The organism is Chloroflexota bacterium (genome assembly GCA_020850535.1).
GTDB lineage: Bacteria > Chloroflexota > UBA6077 > UBA6077 > JACCZL01 > JADZEM01.
On sequence record JADZEM010000167.1, the window covers coordinates 1 to 18,714 of the forward strand.

Below are 18,714 nucleotides of genomic sequence, written 5' to 3' on the forward strand. Positions count from 1 at the left end.
CGACTGCAGGATGGTAGGCGGGGCTTTCAAGCCCCGACGCGGCGGCACGACGCGCTCAACATACGATTGCACTGGTAGCAGCATCAGGGCGATGGCATGTTCGTTGGTGTCCCCGAAGCATCATGGAACGGGCGGTCGGGGACTGACGTCCCCGTCTACAGTCACACCGTCGCTGCGCGACGGCCGCCGGGAACGGCCGGCACTGGTGCGACTGGCGCGTCGCGCAGCGACTGCAGGATGGTAGGCGGGGCTTTCAAGCCCCGACGCGGCGGCACGACGACATCAACATGCGATCGCCCTGCTGCGAGAAGCAAGATCGTTGACTGACTTGAAGGCCGCCGTTATACTGCCCGCACATTGGTTCATTGATTGCATCAATCGACGTCGGGTCATCTGGGATGGTGATCGATGGGCGGCCGAGAAGCGCGTCAGCCGTGCGGGCGATGCTTCCCTGACTCGGTTGTGCAGACCCGAATACCGGGGCGTAGACGCTCGTGGGGATCGTTCGCCGGCTTCGATGTCGGCGCGCAGTGTGGAGGGAAGCAGCGTGGCTCGCTACTCGCGTCGTATGGTTCTTCAGACCCTGGTCGCCGCACTGCCGGTGGCCCTCGTGGCGTGCGGCCAGGCGGCGCCCGCTGCCAAGCCTGCCGAGTCATCGAAGCCGGCCGAGACGAAGCCGGCCGCGCCGGCGGCAGCGGCAGCCTCGCCGGCCGCTGCGAAGCCGGCCGGGACGCCGGTGACGGGCGCGGGCATCGGCGGAGGCCAGCCGGCCGTGGCCGCTTCGCCCTCTCCGGGGGCGACGGGCGCTGACAATCCGATGCCGTTCAAGGCGCCGACAGCCAAGGCCGGCGGCCCGACGACGATCACCTTCTGGCACTGGGCCGGCTTCCACAACGACGTGCAGAAGGCGATTGGCGAGGAGTACAAGGCCAAGGGCGATCCGAACGTCTCGCTGGAGATCACGGCCTACCCGAACCTGAACGACCAGCGCACGGCGGTCAAGGCGGCGCTGGCGGCGAACAGCCCGACGCCGGACATCATCGGGGTGGAGCCGGGCGCGGACGGCGTCGACTACCTGAACAGCGGCGGCGTCATCTCGTTCAACAAGTTCTTCGAGCAGGACAAGGAGTTCAAGGACAGCTTCTGGCCGAACGCGCTCCAGCTGCTCACCATCAACGGCCAGACCGTCTCGGTTCCGGTCGTCACCAACACGGTGGTGGTCTTCTACAACAAGAAGCTGTTCGCCGAGGCGGGGGTGCAGCCGCCCGAGACCTGGGACGACATGAAGAAGCTCGCGCCGGTCTTCAACGGCAAGGGCGTCGCCCCGGTGGTCACGGCGGCCGGCCACGACCGCAACTGGCCGATCTTCCCCTTCTACACCGCCGCTGGTGGCCTGAAGCAGGACATCAAGATGCGCGACGCCGATCTCGGCAAGCTCGAATGGACGGGCGCCGAGATGATGCAGGTGGCCGAGAAGACCGAGGAGATCATCAAGTCGGACCTGATCATCAAGGGCGCTATCGGCATCAAGGAGCCAGACTCGGTCGGCATCTTCGCGACGGGCAAGGCGGCGATGCTCTGGGGCGGCCAGTGGCTGCGGACCTCGATCCGCGCGGCGATCCCGCCGGACTTCGACATGGGCATCATTCCGTTCCCGGCTTTCACGGCCGGCGGACCGAAGCCGGTGCTCAGCTCGGTCGGCATTACGCTGACGGTGAACTCCCGGAGCAAGAACCCGGAGCTGGCCTTCGAGATGGTCCGTGCGCTGACTGGCGTGCGCGGCAAGGTGACCTACAGCGGCGCGCTCGGCATCTCGCCGAACGGCCCGATCAACGCCGATGCGCTGGCCTACCAGATGGACAAGCTGAAGGACCCGCTCTACCCCGAGTTCCTGAAGCTCCAGCCGACGGGCACCACCCGTGTCCTCTTCACGCCGGCCGTCCAGGAGGCGATGTACCAGGGCTGGCAGGCTGTCTACTCGGGCAGCAAGAACGCGAAGCAGGTGATGGAAGAGGTCGAGGCGGCCTCCAAGAAGGCCGGCGAGAGGAAGTTCACCGTTGGCTGATTCGGTCGCCGTTCACCGCGCCGTGGCAGCACCGGCGCGGCGGCGGCACATCGGTCGGACGCTCACGGCCTACGCGTTCGTGGGGCCGGCCCTGCTCGTGCTGTGCGCGTTCATCCTCTACCCGGCGTTCTACTCGCTGGCGCTGAGCTTCTACGAGTGGAACGGCTTCACGCCCGAGTGGGGCGATTTCGTCGGTCTGAACAACTACCGCGAGCTGGTCCGCGACCCGGTGTTCTGGAAGGTCGCGCTCAACTCGATCCTGTTTGTGGTGGTGCGGACGCCGATTGAGGTCACCATTGCCTTCATGCTGGCGCTGTTGCTGAACCAGAACATCCCCGGGCGCTCGTTCCTCCGCACGATGTTCTTCGTGCCGGTCGTCATGTCGCTGATCGTCGTGACGCTGATCTTCCAGCGGATTCTGGAGCCGAACGCCGGGTTCCTGAATACTTTCCTGCGGAACGTCGGCCTGGGGGCGTTCGCGCATCCGTGGCTGGCGGACACGACGACGGCGCTGCCGGCGGTGATCTTCGTGTCGATCTGGAAGAACATCGGGTTCAGCCTGGTGATCCTGCTGGCGGGGTTGCAGGGGCTGCCGCAAGAGGTGTTGGAAGCAGCGCGCTGCGACGGCGCGAACCGCCGTCAGCTCACGCTGCAGGTCGTGACGCCGCTGATGAAGCCGATCATCGGCATCGCCACGGTGCTCTCGGTCATCGGCGGGCTCAAGGTGTTCGACCTGGTCTACATCATGACGCGCGGCGGCCCGACCTACTCGACGGAGGTCTTCGCGACGATGCTCTACCGCCATGCGTTCGACCTGAACGAGATGGGGATCGCATCGGCGCTGGCGGTGATCATGGTGCTGGTGATCATGGGAACCTCGCAGCTACAGACGTTCCTGCTGCGCGAGCGGTAAGGGAGGCAGGATGACCGTGATGAGTCCCGCGCTGCCTGCCGCCGGTGCGAAGGCCGGGTCCAGGTTCGAGCCTGCCTATCTGGCGGGCTGGGTCGTGCTGCTGTCGGCGCTGGTCGTGTCGATTGCGCCGTTCCTGTACCTGTTCAGCCTGTCGCTGATGGACAACCAGCAGATCTTCAACGGGACGCTGATCGCGTGGCCGGTGCGGCTGGCGAACTACCCTGAGGCCTGGGTTGCCACGAAGATCGGGACGCTGTACTGGAACAGCATCTACATCTCAGGCGGCTCGATGATCGTGACGGTGGCGATCTCGGCGCTGGCCGGGTACGGCCTGGGGCGGTTGGAGTTCTTCGGCAAGGCGTACATCTACGCGCTGATCCTGATCGGCCTGACGATCCCGATCCAGATCGCGCTGATCCCGCTGTTCGTGAACCTGCGCTGGCTCGGGCTGATGAACACGCCGTTGGCGCTGATCGGGCCGTACACGGCGTTCGGGCTGGCGTTCGGCACGTACATCATGAAGGCGTTCTTCGAGGAGTTGCCGCGCGAGCTGGAAGAGGCGGCCCGCATCGACGGGGCGAACGACTTCCGGATCTTCTGGCAGATCATGCTGCCGCTGACCCGCCCGGCCATCGCGACGATCTCGATCTTCCTGTTCTTGCAGAACTGGAACGAGTTCCTGTTCGCGCTGACGTTCATCACCGACAGCTCGATGCGGACGTTGCCGACGGGCATCTACGCGCTGATCTCGAGCGAGTTCTACGGGAACTACGGGCTGCTGGCGGCGGCGCTGGTGCTGTTCTCGATGCCGGTGCTGATCCTGTACTTCATCTTCCAGCAACAGTTCATCGAGGGGCTGACGGCGGGCGCGCTGAAGCACTGAGTCGCGCTCGCAGCGAGGCCATCATCCCGGACCGAAGGCCCTCACTCCCCTGCCCCTCCGCTGCGCGGCGCAAATACCGACTGCATCGACATCCCTCTCCCGGTGCGCGGGAGAGGGGGAGACGGGCCGCCGTCACGTTGTGCAAAGAGCGCAACATCCAATGTCATAATGTCATCCTGGGCGCCGCGAAGGACCTCACCCGCTGACCGTCAACGCTCGCGTCAGCGGGTGAGGTCCTTCGCTTCTCTCGCAAGCTCGATTCGCTCAGGCTGACAGTAGTGCGACTTCTCCGCTGGCACACGTGCTGAGCTTCGGAACCTGCCGGCGGCCACGAGCGTCCATGCTGTAACGGTCTTCTGGCCCCGATCTTGACGGATGGTCGGGCAGATAGGGGGCGAACGGCATGAACGGACTCGGTGTGGGACGTGTGCGGCTGCGCGCGTGGGCGCTGCGGGGCGTGATGCACGCCCTGGTGCTGGCGGTGGTCGGCCTCATGATCGGGCTGGCGAGCCTGACGGCGTCGGCTGCTGAGCAGGAGCAGGGCTTGACAGTGACGCCTGGTCTGTCGCCGAAGCTGACCACGCCGGCCGACCTGATGCTGCGCGTTGGCGACTCCGCGACCCTCGACGACGGGGCGCTGGTGGTCACGCTGCTGGCGATCACCGAAGACAGCCGCTGCCCGAAGGATGTTCTGTGTGTCTGGTCGGGGCGCGCGGTTGTGGCGCTGCATGTGGAACTGGACGGCGCAGACCGGGGTGACGTGGCGGCGACGCTGATGCCCGGCCGGCAGGGGCCGTCTGCTCTGGACGCGCGGGTGGACCGCTACACGCTGGAGTTGGCAGACGTGCAGCCTTATCCTGACCGCTCGCATCCTGAGCCGACGCTCCAGAGCAGCGCCACGATCCGGGTGACGGCGCAGTAGGGTTGGGTCGTGGGTCGTGGGTCGTGGGTCGTGGGTCGTGGGTCGTGGGTCGCTGAAACCGGCCGCCCGGGCCTGCTATCGTCTCCTCCTCGCGGAGTCCCTCATCCCAGCGAGGGCCGCGCTGGAGCGATCTGATGGTGCTGCGCGTTGGCGTCCTGGGACTCTCACACGACCATATCTGGCCGAACCTGAAGGCCCTCGCGGCGGGCAGCGTCGGCGTGCTGGCCGCCGTGGCCGAGCCAGACCCGGCCTTGCGCGCCCGGCTGGCGCAGGAGCAGGGCGAGATCGAGGTGCACGAGTCGTTTGACGACCTGCTTGAGCGCGGCGATCTCGACGCGGTCTTTGTCTACGCCGACAACAGGCTGTCGGTCGAGCTGGCGAAGCGGGCGCTCGAACGGCAGCTTCCGACGATGATCGAGAAGCCGATGGCGGCGGACCTGCCGGGCGCGGACTCGCTGCTGAGCGTCGCGGCGCGGGCGAGCGTGCCGCTGATGGTGAACTGGCCGACGGCGTGGCGCCCGGCCATCATGCAGGCGTTGGGACTGATCCGCGAGGGCGTCATCGGCGAGCCGGTCCAGGTGAGCCATCGCGGGGGGCACGTCGGTCCCGTCGAGTACGGCTGCTCGCCGCAGTTCTGCGGCTGGCTGTACGACGCCGAGAAGAATGGCGGCGGTGCGCTGATCGACTACTGCGGCTACGGCGCGCTGCTGACGCTCTCGCTGCTGGGCCGGCCGACTTCGGTGACGGCGGTGGCCGCGCATCTCCGCAAGGAGGGCCTCGCCTCCGAGGACAATGCCATCGTCATCTTGAAGTACCCGCGCTCACTCGGCCTGCTCGAAGCGTCCTGGACGACTATCGGGAACCAGCCGCCGTACGGGCTGATTGTCTACGGCGACCGGGGGACGCTGCTGGTGCACCAGCCGAAGGCAGCCCGTGAGGGTGGTACGTCGGGTCTGGGGCAGGTCGAGATCCTGACGGCTGACGGGCGGCGACTGCTCGATCCGCCGCCGCTGCCGTCCGACGCCACGGACGGCCCGACCTACTTCCTGACCCGCCTCCGCGATGGCCGGCCGGTGGAGGGGTTGCTCGCGCCGCAGCTTGGCCGCGACGTGCAGGAAGTGCTGGCGGCGGCGCTGTGGTCGAGCCAGTCCGGGCGGGAAGTGACCCTCAGGTAGAGGGCGATGAGTCGTGGAACGCTATCTCTCCGACGTACTATCCACGACCCACCCCCCACGATTCTCGAACGACTACGGGCCGCCAGGCGTCGTCGCCAGGATGTTGTCGAAGGTGATGGTCGGGGGCGGGCCGGCCGTCGCAGCGCCGAAGCCGAACCGGCCGGCGCGGGGGCCGTCATCCCGCACCCGGATCACCTGTTCTCCGTTGATCCAGACGCGGATCTCGTCGCCGACGCAGCGAATCGTCGTGCGGTTGACGCCGCCCTCAAGATCGAGCGATTTTGGCATCGCGTGGGCCAGGATCTGGGCGTCGCCAGAGCCGGTGCGCCCCAGCGCGATGGCACGGGCAGCGGTGACGAGCAGGACGTAGCCGCTGTTTTCGGTGATGCGGAACGACAGATGGTATCCAGCCAGGCCCTGTGACTGCATCCGCGTGTCCACGGTGAGGGTGAAGTCTGACAGCTCCGGCCCCCAGAGCGAGGCGGCAAACTTGGTCGTGTCTGGCGTACCGGCCTCAAGCATCCGAATCGTGAACTTGCTGCCTTCGGACGAGTACTCGGCCCCGGTATCGACCTTCTCCTCCGGCTCCGCGCCGAAGCGTAGCTCGTTCGAGTAGAGGATGTCAGGCGCCTTCGCGCCAGGGTACTGAAGCTCACGGCTCAGCCGGTAGGGCGCCGAAGCGCTGGCAGGGCCGTTCGCAGCGTGCACGAACACGTAGTACGCGCCGGGCGACGTGAGCTTCGTCTCGATGACGCCGCCGGTCCCGCTGCCGACGACGATCTTCCCGTTCCAGTCTGCCAGCTCGATCTGGTACGGGCCGGGCCGCTCCACGAGGCGGAGACGCACGGTGGCGTTGAAATCCAGGACTTCGATCCGGTAGGCATCGACGTCGTTCGAGGCCGAGAGATAGCCGAATGCGTCGCTGTCCTGGCCGAGAAAGCAGGCTGCCTGGAACGAGTCGTTCGGCTCAGGGCAGGGATCCTCGGCGGCGTACGACGTGGAAGCACCGGTGAGGATGAGCGGCGCCACCAGGATGAGTGAGCTGAGTAGGAGTCCGAGCATGCGCAGCAGCAACAAGGGCGACCTCCGTCGAAGGATGATGCACGGTCTGAGGTGACGTCGTGGGGCTGGCCTGGAGTCAGGTTCCCGACCGTATCTGACGTCCCCCTCGCGCCAGGACATGATCCGCGCCTGGAGCACGCGGGTGTTCACCCGGCGAGCCAGTTCATGTCTCTGGGACTGGACGCCGGCAGCGGCGGTTCGGTTCCCGCCGGTGCCGACGAAATGTCGGGATTCGACATGGGGCCGCCGATTGTGGAGCGGGCCGACCGGACATCTCACGTATGTAGGGGGCCGTACTGTCAGGAATCGGGCAGGCGGATATGAGGCCCGGCGCCCCTGCTAGACCCGGATGCGCGGGTCCAGAGCGTCGCGGATCGCGTCGCCGACGAAGTTCAGGCCCAGGACCGTGACGAACAGCGCCGCGCCCGGCCCGAACACGATCCACGGCGCTTGCTGGAGGTAGCCGCGCCCCTGGTTGATCATCCCACCCCAGCTTGGCTCCGGCGGGCGCACGCCGAGTCCCAGAAACGAGAGCGACGCTTCCGCCAGGATCGCGAAGGCGACGGAGAGCGAGGCCTGCACCACGATGGGCGTGGCCACGTTCGGCAGGACGTGCTGCCGAACGATGCGCCAGCCTGGCGAGCCGAGCACCCGCGCGGCCTGGACGTACTCGCGCTCGCGGACGGTCAGCACCTGGCCGCGCATCAGCCGGGCAAACGTCGGGGTGTAGACGACGCCCAGGGCGATCACCACGCCGCTCAGGCCGGCTCCCATGACCGCGCCGAGCGCCAGCGCCAGCACGAGGGCCGGGAAGGAGAGGATCGCGTCGATCAGCCGCATGACGATGCTGTCGTACGTGCCGCCGGCGAACCCGGCGCTCAGGCCGAGCAGCGACCCGGCGACGACGGCCAGCGCCACCGACGCCAGCCCGGCGATCAGCGAGACACGCGTGCCGTGGATCATGCGCGAGACGACGTCACGCCCGAGGTTGTCGGTGCCCAGCCAGTGGTCAGCGCTCGGCGGCAGCAGGATGTTCGAGAGATCCTGCTTGAGCGGGTCATAGGGGGCGAGCGCTGAGGCCAGCAGCGCCATCAGCACGACGGCGAGCAACACGAGGCCGCCGAACGGCGCGCCGCGCGCGGTCAGCGCCCGCCGGAGCATCGCGAATCGGCGGCTGCGCGGGCGGGCCGGCGCGACGGGAGCGAGGGGCGCTTCCAGGGAGATCGCTCGTTCAGCCATACCGAATCCTCGGGTCGAGCCAGCCGTAGACGATATCGACGAGCAGGTTGCACAGCACGAAGCCGATGGCGATCAGCAGGATGACGCCCTGCACCAGCGGATAGTCGCGCGAGAACACCGAGTCGACGACGAGCCGTCCGATGCCCGGCAGGGCGAAGACGTACTCGGTAATGACCGCGCCGCCGATCAGCGATCCGAACTGCAGCCCGAGCACGGTCACCACCGGAATCAGGCCGTTCTTGAGGGCGTGGCGGCGGATCACCAGTTGTTCTGACAGGCCTTTCGCGCGGGCGGTGCGGACGTAGTCCTCGTTGAGGGTCTCGAGCAGGCTGGAGCGCAGTGTCCGGGTGACCACGGCTGCGAGCGCCAGCCCGAGCGTGACCGCCGGCAGCGTCAGCGAGCGGATCGTGCCCAACACCCCGCCGTCTGCCGGAGCGACGTACCCGGAGATCGGCAGCCAGCGCAGCGAGACGCCGAACAGGTAGATCAGGAGCAGGGCGATCAAGAAGTTCGGCATGCAGATGCCGAACAGGGCGAACATGGTGCCGAAGCCGTCAATCGGGGAGTTGCGGTGCGAGGCCGAGAGGATGCCGATGGGAAATGCCACGGCCAGCGAGATGACCATCGCGAAGAGCGCCAGCTGGAGGCTGACGCCGATGCGACGGCTGACGTTCTCGATGACCGGCTGGTTGTCACGAATCGACCGGCCGAAGTCGCCTTGAACGACCTTGCCGATCCAGGTGACGTACTGGACATGAATCGGCTGATCCAGGCCAAGCTCGAGTCTGATCCGCTCCTTGGCGGCCGGATCGTACGACTCGGCCATCATGGCGTCGATCGGATCTCCCGGCGTCAGGTGGATCAGGGCGAACACGCCGAACGTCACCAGCACCAGGACGGGGATCATCGCGGCGAGCCGACGGGAGATCAGTGTTCCCATGCGCCCTCCGGGGTGTCGGGTTTCAGGTTTCTGGAGATACGTCCTCTGAAACCTGAAACCCAGGCCCCCGCTACTTCAGCCACATGTCCTTGAAGCGGATCATTCCGTCTGGGATCGGGTCGTACCCCTGGACCTTCGGGCTGAACGCCTTCGGCTCGATGGGGTGGAGGATGAAGATCCAGGGCATGTCCTCCTGGAGGATCTTCACCAGCTCGCTGTACAGCTTCTTGCGCTCGGCCTGATCCGAGACCTCGCGGGTCTTGTCCAGGATCTCGTCCACCTTCGGGTTCGAGTAGCCGGCGAAGTTGACGCCCGATCCCGGCTGGGTCTTGAAGAACTGGAACGTGTTGCCGTCTGGGTCCGGCCGGCCGCTCCACTGGTAGCTCGTCATGTCGAAGTTGCGGGCGTTCTGGTCGGCGGCCAGACGGGCCGAGTCGACCAGCGTCACTTCCATCGTGATCCCGACTTCGGCCAGTTGCGCCTTCATCGCCTCGGCTTCCTGGACGTTGATCGGGATGTTGTTGGTGATGCAGTTGAAGGTGAAGCCGTCTGGCTTGCCGCCAGCCTTGAGCAGCTCCTTCGCCTTCGCCACGTCGCGCTGGATCGGCTTGATCGAGCTGTCGTAGGCCCACGACGATGGCGCGATCGGTCCGTTGGACGGTACGCCGACGTTCAGCCAGACGCCCTTGACGATGGCCGTTACGTCCAGGGCGTAGGCCACGGCCTGCCGCAGCTCCTTCTTGTCGAACGGCGCGCGCGTCGTGTTCAACTGGTAGTTGAAGGTTGCCAGCGACTCGACATCGACTTCCTGGACGTTCGCGTTGCCCTTGAGCATGGCGACGTCACGCGGCGCGACGTAATCCATGACGTCGATCTCGCCGCCCACCAGGCTCTGGGTCTTGACGGTGTCGTCGGGGATGGGGCGGTAGCGGATGCCGTCCAGGTACGGGCCGCCGGTCTTGTTCCAGTAGCCGTCGAAGCGCTTCAGGGACAGGTGGTCGTCTTTGACCCACTCGACGAACTGGAAGGGGCCAGTGCCGACCGGGTTGCGCTGCAGATCGGCGCCGAACTTCTTGACGGCGGCCGGCGAGATGATCATGCCGGCGCGGTCGGTGAGGGTGGCCAGCAGGGCGGCGTCGGGCTTCTTGAGGTTGAGCTTGACCGTGTACTTGTCCACAACCTCGGCGTTCTGGACGTTGGCGATCTCGCCGGTCCGCAGCGACTTGGTCTCTGGATTCTGCATGCGGTCGAAGTTGAACTTGACGCTCTCGGCGTCGAACTCCGTGTCGTCGTGGAACTTGACGCCCTGGCGCAGCTTGAAGACGATGGTCTTCGGGTCGGGCTGGGACCACGACTCGGCCAGGCCGGGCTTGATCTGGAGCTTCGTGTCCAGGACCAGCAGCGGCTCGAAGAGGTTGTGGTAGACCTGCCGGTCGATCTTGCTGCCGGACAGGTGCGGGTCCATGGTGGCGGCCTCGACGTAGAAGCCGACGCGCATGGTGCCGCCCTTCTTCGGGGCCTCGCCGGAGGCGGCAGGCTTCGCGGCCTCGGCCGGCTTGGACTCGGCCGGCTTGGACTCGGCCGGCTTGGCGGCGGGCGCGGCCTGCGTCGGGGCGGCGGCTGCCGGCTTGGTCTCGGCCGGCTTGGTCTCGGCGGGCTTGGTCTCGGCGGGCTTGCTCTCGGCCGGCTTGGCCGGCGCTGCCGGCTGCCCGCAGGCAGCGCTCAACGCGAGGCCACCGCTCAGCGCCGCAAACGCCGTGAGGAATCCTCGGCGGCTCAGGTGTCGTCGCCCCAAAGGCCTGTCGTGAGACGGCATCTGCCCTGCTCCCTTTCGCCTCGTGACCGACGGCAGGACGCCGATCCGGCCACCTGTCCAACGAGCACTCGACCCCTTCGGATGGGTGCTCAACCGATTCGCCAAGGCGCCAACATCCTGGATGAGATCGCACTGAGCATACGGACACGGCACGCCGTTGGCCGTGTACAGACCGCACAAATCTCGGAGCGTCGTCGTTGTCAGCCCGAGTACGGTGAGCGGTACCCTTCCACGCCGGCCAGTATAGCGGGCTACGCGCGTCGCGATTCGAAAAACGGTATCGAGCCCAGGGGCAGGGTGGTGGAAAGGATGGAGACGATGAAGGTCACGGCGGGGATGGTTGCCCGCGTGCGGGCGCTGGCGGAGCCGCACTGGTCGCCGGACGGGCGTTGGCTGGCCTACCTGGAGAGCTTCGACGGACGGGGCGATGTCATGCTGGCGCGGGCCGATGGGCGCGGCCCGGTCCGCCGGCTGACCGCCGATCCTGGCGCCCAGCCGACAGCATCGTATGGCGGCGGCGTCCTCAACTGGCTGGACGCCGAGACGGTCATCTACGTCGCGCCGCCCGCGGGGCAGCTGTACGCGCAAGCGGTGAGCGGCGGCCCGGCGCGCCAGTTGACGAGCCTGACCGGGCGGGTTGCCGCCCCGGCCGCCGCGCCGGGCGGCCGGTGGATCGCCTGCATGGTGAGCGGCAAGCACGACCAGCATATCGTGGTGGTCGATGCGAGCGGCGAGGAGTGGCCGCGCCGCGTGTCACGGGCCGGCGATTTCGTGTTCGACCCGACCATCTCGGCAGATGGCTCCGTCGCGTGGCAGGAGTGGAGCGTCCCGGACATGGCCTGGGACGCGAGCCGCGTCTGGCTGTGCCGGCCGGGCCGCCAGCCCGAGGTGGTGGACGGCAGCGCGCCCGGCTCCGGCGAGCCGGTGTCCGCGATCCAGCCGCGCCTCAGCCCGGATGGCAGGCTGCTGGCGTATCTCTCTGACCGGGGCGGCTGGTGGAACCTGTGGCTCTACGACCTCGCCACCGGCGAGCGCCGCCAGCTGGTTGAGGATGCCGCCGAGCAGGGCGGCCCGACCTGGGGGCCGGGCGGCCAGCGGTACGCGTGGTCGCCGGACGGCCGGCAGATCGCGGTGATCCGCAGTGAGGCGGGGTTCTCGGGCGTGCACCTGGTGGATATAGCTGCTGGTGAGATGCGCGCGTGCGGGCCGCAAGATGGCTCGGTGCAGGCGGTGGCGTGGTCACCGGCCGGGGACCGGCTGGCGGCGGTCTGGGGCCGGGCCGACGCCCCGACGTGCCTCGCCACACTGAGTGTCGCGGATGGCAGCCTGACGGCGGTGGCCGAGGGCGCGGCGGCCGGCTTCGAGGTGGCTGCCACGCCGCTTCCGGAAGCGGTTACCTGGACGTCGTCGGACGGCGAGACGGTACACGGGCTGTTCTACGCACCGCCCGGCCACGACCCAGCTGCCGGACCGCCGCCGGTGATCGTGCGCGTCCACGGCGGCCCAACCGGGATCGTCGAGGCCGGCTTCGACGCGCGGACGGCGTACTGGCTGGATCGCGGCTGGGCGATTCTGCAAGTGAACTACCGGGGCAGCGCCGGCTACGGGCGGGCGTACCGGCAGGCGCTCCACGAGAACTGGGGTGTCCACGACGTGGAAGACACCGTCTCGGGCGCGCAGGAGCTGGCGCAGCGGGGTCGGGTGGACGGCCGGCGGATGGTCGTGATGGGCGGCAGCGCCGGCGGGTACACCGTTCTGCTGAGCATGGCGCTCCATCCGGAGGTCTTCGCGGCTGGCGTGGACCTCTACGGCGTGGCCGACCTGTTCTCGCTCTCGGAGGACACCCATCGCTTCGAGGCCCACTACCTCGACTCGATCGTAGGGCTGCTGCCGGCCACCTACGACCGCTACACCGAGCGCTCGCCGCAGACCCACGCCGACAAGATCACCCGGCCGCTGCTGATCCTGCAGGGGGACAAGGACGATGTGGTGCCGCTGGCCCAGAGCCAGACGATCTACGACACGCTCCAGCGCAAGGGGCGCACGGTCGAGATGAAGGTGTACGAGGGCGAGGGGCATGGCTGGCGGCGGCTGGCCACGGTCACGGATGAGCTGGACCGGATCGACCGGTTCCTGCGGCGGTACGTGCGGAAGGTCGCCACCGGCTGAGGAAGACCGCACCCGAACATGCAGAGACGCCGCCGGCACTGCCGGCGGCGTCTCGTGTTCTCCGTTCCCCGAGCGGGGCTAGATGTCGGACAGGTGGCTGTCCGCCTCGGCCAGCAGGTTGTGGGCCTCGGTGTGCTGGCCGTTGTGCGTCGCGCGGACGGCGTGCCGCACGAGGCTGGCGACGCGCTGCTCGCCGTGGCGGGCGCAGTGGCCGCTGACGTAGCGGGCGGTCTTGACCGCCGAGGTGACGTTGCCGGCAGCCAGCTCAGCCTGGACCGAGGCGATCCGAGCCGAGATGGCCGACCTGTCACCGCCCGGCCTCCGCCCCATCGGGTAGGTCCGCGGCGCCTCGACAGTGGCAGTCGCTTGAGCGCGGGTCTCGGCAGCGGTCACGATGTTCTCGGACATGATGAACTCTCCTCGATGTCAGACGGCGATCTCATCAACGAATCGCCGCCGAAGTCGCCCGGTGCGGGCTCTCGTTGAACGACTGTCCAACAATCCGGGGGATGGCCTGGACTGCCGTTCCTGCGCGCACAACGCACGCAACCCGCGAACTGTACCCGATTTCGCGGCCCGCCGATGTCAAATCGGCGACAGATTGGGCCGAGTTTCCGCGATCCGCTGCGAAGCGAACCGGGTGAGCTGGCGCCGGGTGGTCTGGGGTCAGGAGCGCAGGCGGGGGTCCAGGGCGTCGCGGAGCCCGTCGGCGAGCAGGAAGATGGCGAGCGTGGTCAGGAAGATCGCCAGGCCCGGGAAGGCGACCAGCCAGGGCGCTCGTGAGACGTTCTCCAACGACGCGCCGAGCATGTTGCCCCAGGAGGCTGTGGGGGGCTGCACCCCGAGTCCGAGGTAGCTGAGACCGCTTTCGGCCAGGATGCCGCCGGCGATGTCGAAGCCGGCGATGACGGTCACCAGCGAGAAGACGTTCGGGAGCAGATGCCGCGCGATGATGCGGCTGTCCGATGCGCCGAGCGCTCGGGCGGCCTGGATGTAGTCGCACTCGCGCACGGAGAGGGCCCGGCCGCGCACCTGCCGAGCCGTCCCCATCCATCCGAGCAGCCCGATGATGACCGCCATGACGAACGTCCACGGCACGTCGAACGGAAGCTGCGCCGAGCGGAACATCGCGGCCAGCAGGATCAGCAGGAACATGGTCGGGATGTTTGCCAACGTCTGGATGACGGCATTCGAGACGTCGTCGAAGCGCCCGCCGTAGTACCCTGACGCCAGCCCAACCGGTACGCCGACGACCAACGACACCAGCGCGATCACCAGTCCGATGGTGAACGAGACCCGACCGGCGATCAGCGTCCGTGAGAGCACGTCGCGGCCGAGGTCGTCGGTGCCGAACGGGTAGGTCGCGGACGGTGGCTGGTAGCGCCGGGTGAGCGTCTGGCGGAACGGATCGAGGCCGAGCGTGTGCTGGACGACCGGCGGCCCGGCGACGGTCAGCAGCACGATGGCGATCAGCAATCCGAGTGCGGCCATCGACAACCGATCTCGCCGCAGCCGAACCCAGGTGGCGGCGACGTAGCCGCGCGCCGCCCCGGACTGCCCGGCCCGGCCGGCTGTCAGGCTGGCCGACGCGACGACGACTCCTTGGCCAGGGTGCGCACGCCTGGGGATGCTGGCCGCGTCGTCACTCATAGCGCACGCGCGGATCGACCCAGCCGTAGGTCACGTCAGAGAGCAGGTTGGCGAGGATGCCCAGGAACGGGAAGATGGTGGCGAGGCCCATCAGGACCGGGTAGTCGCGCTGGAACGCGGCGTCCACCGCCATCCGCCCGAGGCCCGGCCAGCTGAAGGTGACCTCGAAAAGGACGCCGCTGGAGAGCAGACCGACGAGTGTCGGGCCGAACATCGTCGCCAGGGGGACCAGGGCGTTCCGAAGGGCGTGCACGTAGAGGACAGTCTGGCTGTCGAGCCCTTTGGCGTGGGCGGTGCGGACGTAGTCCTGGCTGAGCACGTCCAGCATCTCGGACCGCACGTAACGCGAATAGCCGATCCAGCCGCCGAGCGCGCCGATGGTCCAGGGCAGGATCAGGTGCCAGAGGCGATTCAGGAGCGTGTCGTTGCCCTCGGTGTACATGCCGCCGAGCGGGAAGATCCGTAAGTAGGTGGCGCTCAGTACGAGCAGCATCAGCCCGAGCCACCAGTGCGGCACAGCGTTGCCCATCACGGTGAAGATGCGGACCAGCTGATCGGGCCAGCGGCCCCGGTGAAGCGCTGCGAAGATGCCGAGCGGGATGCCGAGCAGCCCGAGGAGGAACGCCCCAATCGACAACTGGAAGCTGGCGGGTATACGTTCGAGGATCTTCTCCAGCACGGGCCGCCGGTCGATGAACGAGTAGCCGAAGTCGAGCAGCACGACGTTGCGGAGCCACTTGACGTACTGGACCGGCAGCGGATCGTTGAGACCGTACGACTCGAGCATGGCCTCGCGGACGTCGTTGCTGATGCGGGGGTCTTCGGCGAACTGGGCCGGGCCGCCCGGGGCCAGCCGCATGATGACGAAGTTGAGCACCGTGATGAGCAGCATCAGGAAGACGGCCTGGATGAGCCGTCGAGCGACGTAGCGCGTGAGCCCAGGGTTCACAACGCTACTTGATGAACCAGCGGTCGCGGTTGTAGCCGATGCCGATGGCCGTCGGCTCGATGCCGCCGATGCGGTTGTTGACGCCCGTGTACGACTTGTCGAACGTCAGGAAGGCGTACGGCGCATCCGTGGAGAGGATCGTCTGGATCTCCTGGTAGATCGCCTTCCGCTTCTCGCGGTCGAACTCGCGCACGCCGAGGTTGAACAGCTCTTCGACGCGCTTGCTGACGTACGCCGTCTGGTTGAGCTGGGGAATCGAGTCCTCGCGCCAGATCTGGTTCATCCAGTGCGGCTCGATGGGGGCGCTCCAGGCCCCCACGTGGACATCCCAGTCAAACGGGTCGGTGCGGAGCTGAGACAGGTAGGTGGCCCACTCCAGACCCTGCACGTCCACCTCAACGCCGACGTCGCTCCAGGCTTGCTGCACGACAGAGGCGATGCGCTCGACGGTCTTGCTGGTGTTCGGGCCGTAGATCAGGCGCAGCTTGAGCGGCTTGCCGTCCTTCTGCCGCACGCCGCCCGGCCCGGCTTTCCAGCCGGCCTGATCCAGCAGCGACTTCGCCTTCTCAGGGTCGAAGTCGTAGCGCGGCACGTCAGGGTTGTAGACCCAGCTGGTCGGCGGGAACGCTGAGTAGGTCGGCCGGGCGAGATCCAGCATCACGTGTTTGGCGATGGCGTCGCGGTCAATCGCGTAGGTGAGCGCATGGCGAACCTGCACGTCCTGGAGCGTCGGGCGGCGCAGGTTGAAGCCGAGATAGCGCCAGCTTGCAGCGGCCGGCCACCACTCGTAGACCGTGGCGTTCGGCAGCTTCTTCGCCTCTTCGTAGTTGTCGGGCGTGAAGCTGGCGACGTCGATCTCGCCCGTCTTGAGCATCTGGTAGGCGATCTCCTGGTTCGGCACGATGCGGTACGTCACCGTGTCGATCAGCGGACGGCCGTCGTAGTACTTGTCGTTGGCGACGAAGACGGCACGGGTGTCGCGCTGCCACTCCTTCAGGAGATACGGACCGGAGCCAACCGTCGGCGCCATGATCTGCGGGTTCTTCTGAGGATCGCTCCAGTCGAGCGTCTCCCAGATGTGCTTCGGCAGCGGCACGACCGCGTCGGCGGTCTCGATCCCGACGACGATGGCTTCCTTGAGCTTGACGACGATGGTCTTCGGGTCCGGGGCGTCGTAGGTGGCGATCCCCTGGAGGTTCGAGATGTAGGGGTACTTGTTCTCGGGCTTGCTGGCCTGCTCGAACGTCCACTTGTAGTCTGCCGACGTGATCGGCCTGCCGTCGCTCCAGAGCAGATCGTCGCGCAGGATGAACGTGTAGGTCAGCTTGTCGTCGGAGACGCTCCAGCTCTTCGCGGCCTCGGGGATCGTCTGCAAGGTCTGCGGGTCGATGGTGGTCAGGCCCGCGCCGTAGACCATGCTCTGGTACGCCCGCGAAGCCGTGTCGGAGATCATGTACGGGTGGATGGAGACGCCGTCACTGGTCTGCGCCAGGGTCATGGCGCCGCCGGGCTTCCCGCCGGGGGCCAACGTTGGCTTCGGGGCGGCGACTCCGGCGGCGGCAGCGGTGGGGAGTGGCCCCTGCGTCGGCAAGGACGGGGTGGTGGGAGCGGCCGCGGCGGGCGTGGGCGGCGATGCCACCGCAGAGGTCGGCGCGGGGCCGGGCGCGGCCGGCGGGGCGGCCGGCGCGCAGGCGGCGGCCAGCGGCACGACGAGGCAGGTCAGCAGCAGGAGGACGAGTGCGCGCATGCCCGAAGCCAACGACGCCTCCGAATGTCCAGAAGTCTCCGTCGTCAGGGTACCGTGCGCCGGTGGCCGCGTCAATCGATCTGAGACGCCGGGGCATCTTTCGCCGTATCGTCCTCAAGCGCAACGCGGCCCCGGCATCTTCGCCGGGGCCGCGTTGCGCTGAGCGAGTCGGGTGGCCTGACTGGCCCGATGGCCCGATCAGCGGGTCGCGATCCGCACGATGGGCGCAGCCACGCCGCCGACCGCCGTCGCGCCGATGGCGAGGCCCTCGGCCGTCGTCTGGCCCTCGACGGTGCTGCCGGCCGCCGCCCCGACGACCGCCGCTCCGACGCCCAGGGCGGCAGCGCCGTACTCCAGCCCCTCGGCGGTGTACTCGCCCTCTTCCACCGCGTTGTCGTCGTCGTAGAAGGCAGGGGTCGTGGCCGGCGTGGCGGCGAAGGCGGCGGTGGAGCCGCTCAGCAGGGCGATGGCGAGTGCGGCGGCGCTAAGGGACCGAGCGATCTGCGTCTTCACGGTGGTTCTCCTGCACGGGTGTGTTGTGTGTTCAGCCTATCGTGGGCAGGCCCGCGTGACTGTCCGCTGTGCGCCACCGACGCTGTTTGGCACACAACACCCGTGCTGGAGAGCTGGAGAGAAGAAGGGCCGCCGTTCAGACGTGGACGGCTTCGGCAGGCCCGCTGAACAGGTACTCGCGCAGGTAACGGATCTCCTCGCGGCGCGCGTGCAGCTCGACGCGCAGGAGGTCGCGTACCGAGATCATGGAGAGCAGCGCGCCGTTCTCGACCACTGGCAGGTGGCGGATGTTCGCGGCATCCATCAACTGCACGGCATCCTGGAACAGCTCATCTGGCCCCGCGAAGACGATCCGGGTCGTCATGATGTCGTCGACCGGTATCGTGGCCGGATCGCCGCCGAGCGCCACGACCCGCCGGACTACGTCGCGCTCGGAGACGAGGCCAACGAGATGGTCGCCGTCGAGCACCGACACAATCCCGACGTTCCGGTCGGCCATCATCTGGACGGCCTGCGCGACCGACGAGCCTCTCTGGACCGCGTGCACGAACCCGGGCACCATGATCTCGCGTAACTTCGTCATCGAAGTGCCTCCGCCGAGGAGTCAGCGCAGCATCGCGCCGCCGGTTCCACGGTACATCGGCCGTCAGGGTTTCGCAAGGGGTTTCTCG

17 protein-coding genes are annotated in these 18,714 nt (G+C 67.7%); 7 read left to right on the plus strand and 10 right to left on the minus strand.

Annotated features, from left to right (window positions below; translation table 11 throughout):
- The first annotated feature begins 547 nt into the window (after window positions 1-547).
- From IT306_24100 to IT306_24120, 5 genes are all read left to right on the plus strand, one after another.
- Window positions 548-2,065, plus strand: coding sequence for an extracellular solute-binding protein (locus IT306_24100; protein ID MCC7371524.1), 1,518 nt, complete (start codon window positions 548-550; stop codon window positions 2,063-2,065).
- Window positions 2,058-2,978 (plus strand): sugar ABC transporter permease, encoded by a 921-nt coding sequence (locus tag IT306_24105; protein MCC7371525.1) that lies wholly within the window; start codon window positions 2,058-2,060, stop codon window positions 2,976-2,978. Before IT306_24100 ends, IT306_24105 begins: the two co-directional genes overlap by 8 nt.
- A gap of 19 nt (window positions 2,979-2,997) precedes the next feature.
- Window positions 2,998-3,861 carry a carbohydrate ABC transporter permease gene (locus tag IT306_24110; protein ID MCC7371526.1) on the plus strand — a complete coding sequence of 288 codons (864 nt, stop codon included), beginning with the start codon at window positions 2,998-3,000 and terminating at the stop codon, window positions 3,859-3,861.
- A gap of 403 nt (window positions 3,862-4,264) precedes the next feature.
- Window positions 4,265-4,783, plus strand: coding sequence for a hypothetical protein (locus IT306_24115; protein MCC7371527.1), 519 nt, complete (start codon window positions 4,265-4,267; stop codon window positions 4,781-4,783).
- 134 nt (window positions 4,784-4,917) lie between these two features.
- Window positions 4,918-5,958 (plus strand): Gfo/Idh/MocA family oxidoreductase, encoded by a 1,041-nt coding sequence (locus tag IT306_24120; protein MCC7371528.1) that lies wholly within the window; start codon window positions 4,918-4,920, stop codon window positions 5,956-5,958.
- A gap of 72 nt (window positions 5,959-6,030) precedes the next feature.
- On the opposite strand, the gene IT306_24125 is transcribed toward IT306_24120, so the two are convergent.
- The 4 genes from IT306_24125 to IT306_24140 all read right to left on the minus strand — a co-directional run bounded on the left by IT306_24125 (window position 6,031) and on the right by IT306_24140 (window position 10,697).
- Complete coding sequence (locus IT306_24125) at window positions 6,031-7,035, minus strand: hypothetical protein (GenBank protein MCC7371529.1); 1,005 nt, start codon at window positions 7,033-7,035, stop codon at window positions 6,031-6,033.
- Window positions 7,036-7,359: 324 nt separating this feature from the next.
- Entirely contained in the window at window positions 7,360-8,259 is a 900-nt protein-coding gene (locus tag IT306_24130; GenBank protein MCC7371530.1) for an ABC transporter permease, read from the minus strand.
- Window positions 8,252-9,199 (minus strand): ABC transporter permease, encoded by a 948-nt coding sequence (locus IT306_24135; GenBank protein MCC7371531.1) that lies wholly within the window; start codon window positions 9,197-9,199, stop codon window positions 8,252-8,254. Before IT306_24135 ends, IT306_24130 begins: the two co-directional genes overlap by 8 nt.
- 70 nt (window positions 9,200-9,269) lie before the next feature.
- A complete protein-coding gene (locus tag IT306_24140; protein ID MCC7371532.1) occupies window positions 9,270-10,697 on the minus strand; it encodes a peptide ABC transporter substrate-binding protein in 1,428 nt (475 codons plus the stop codon).
- Between IT306_24140 and IT306_24145 the strand changes: the two genes are divergently transcribed.
- Together IT306_24145 and IT306_24150 are read left to right on the plus strand one after the other, a co-directional pair.
- Complete coding sequence (locus IT306_24145; GenBank protein MCC7371533.1) at window positions 10,696-11,007, plus strand: hypothetical protein; 312 nt, start codon at window positions 10,696-10,698, stop codon at window positions 11,005-11,007. The two genes, IT306_24140 and IT306_24145, sit on opposite strands and share 2 nt — an antisense overlap.
- 326 nt (window positions 11,008-11,333) lie before the next feature.
- Complete coding sequence (locus IT306_24150) at window positions 11,334-13,184, plus strand: S9 family peptidase (protein MCC7371534.1); 1,851 nt, start codon at window positions 11,334-11,336, stop codon at window positions 13,182-13,184.
- Between the two features lie 78 nt (window positions 13,185-13,262).
- On the opposite strand, the gene IT306_24155 is transcribed toward IT306_24150, so the two are convergent.
- The 6 genes from IT306_24155 to IT306_24180 all read right to left on the minus strand — a co-directional run bounded on the left by IT306_24155 (window position 13,263) and on the right by IT306_24180 (window position 18,626).
- Window positions 13,263-13,592 (minus strand): hypothetical protein, encoded by a 330-nt coding sequence (locus IT306_24155; protein ID MCC7371535.1) that lies wholly within the window; start codon window positions 13,590-13,592, stop codon window positions 13,263-13,265.
- A gap of 258 nt (window positions 13,593-13,850) precedes the next feature.
- A complete protein-coding gene (locus IT306_24160) occupies window positions 13,851-14,834 on the minus strand; it encodes an ABC transporter permease (GenBank protein MCC7371536.1) in 984 nt (327 codons plus the stop codon).
- The gene (locus IT306_24165; protein ID MCC7371537.1) at window positions 14,827-15,783 is read right to left on the minus strand and encodes an ABC transporter permease; all 957 of its coding nucleotides are present in this window, start codon (window positions 15,781-15,783) and stop codon (window positions 14,827-14,829) included. The genes IT306_24160 and IT306_24165 overlap by 8 nt, the downstream gene beginning before the upstream one ends.
- A 4-nt stretch (window positions 15,784-15,787) precedes the next feature.
- On the minus strand, window positions 15,788-17,530 hold the full coding sequence (locus IT306_24170) for a hypothetical protein (GenBank protein MCC7371538.1): 1,743 nt from the start codon (window positions 17,528-17,530) through the stop codon (window positions 15,788-15,790).
- Between the two features lie 198 nt (window positions 17,531-17,728).
- A complete protein-coding gene (locus IT306_24175) occupies window positions 17,729-18,043 on the minus strand; it encodes a hypothetical protein (protein MCC7371539.1) in 315 nt (104 codons plus the stop codon).
- Between the two features lie 136 nt (window positions 18,044-18,179).
- Window positions 18,180-18,626: a CBS domain-containing protein gene (locus IT306_24180; protein MCC7371540.1), complete on the minus strand. Its 447-nt coding sequence runs from the start codon at window positions 18,624-18,626 to the stop codon at window positions 18,180-18,182.
- Between the last annotated feature and the right edge of the window lie 88 nt (window positions 18,627-18,714).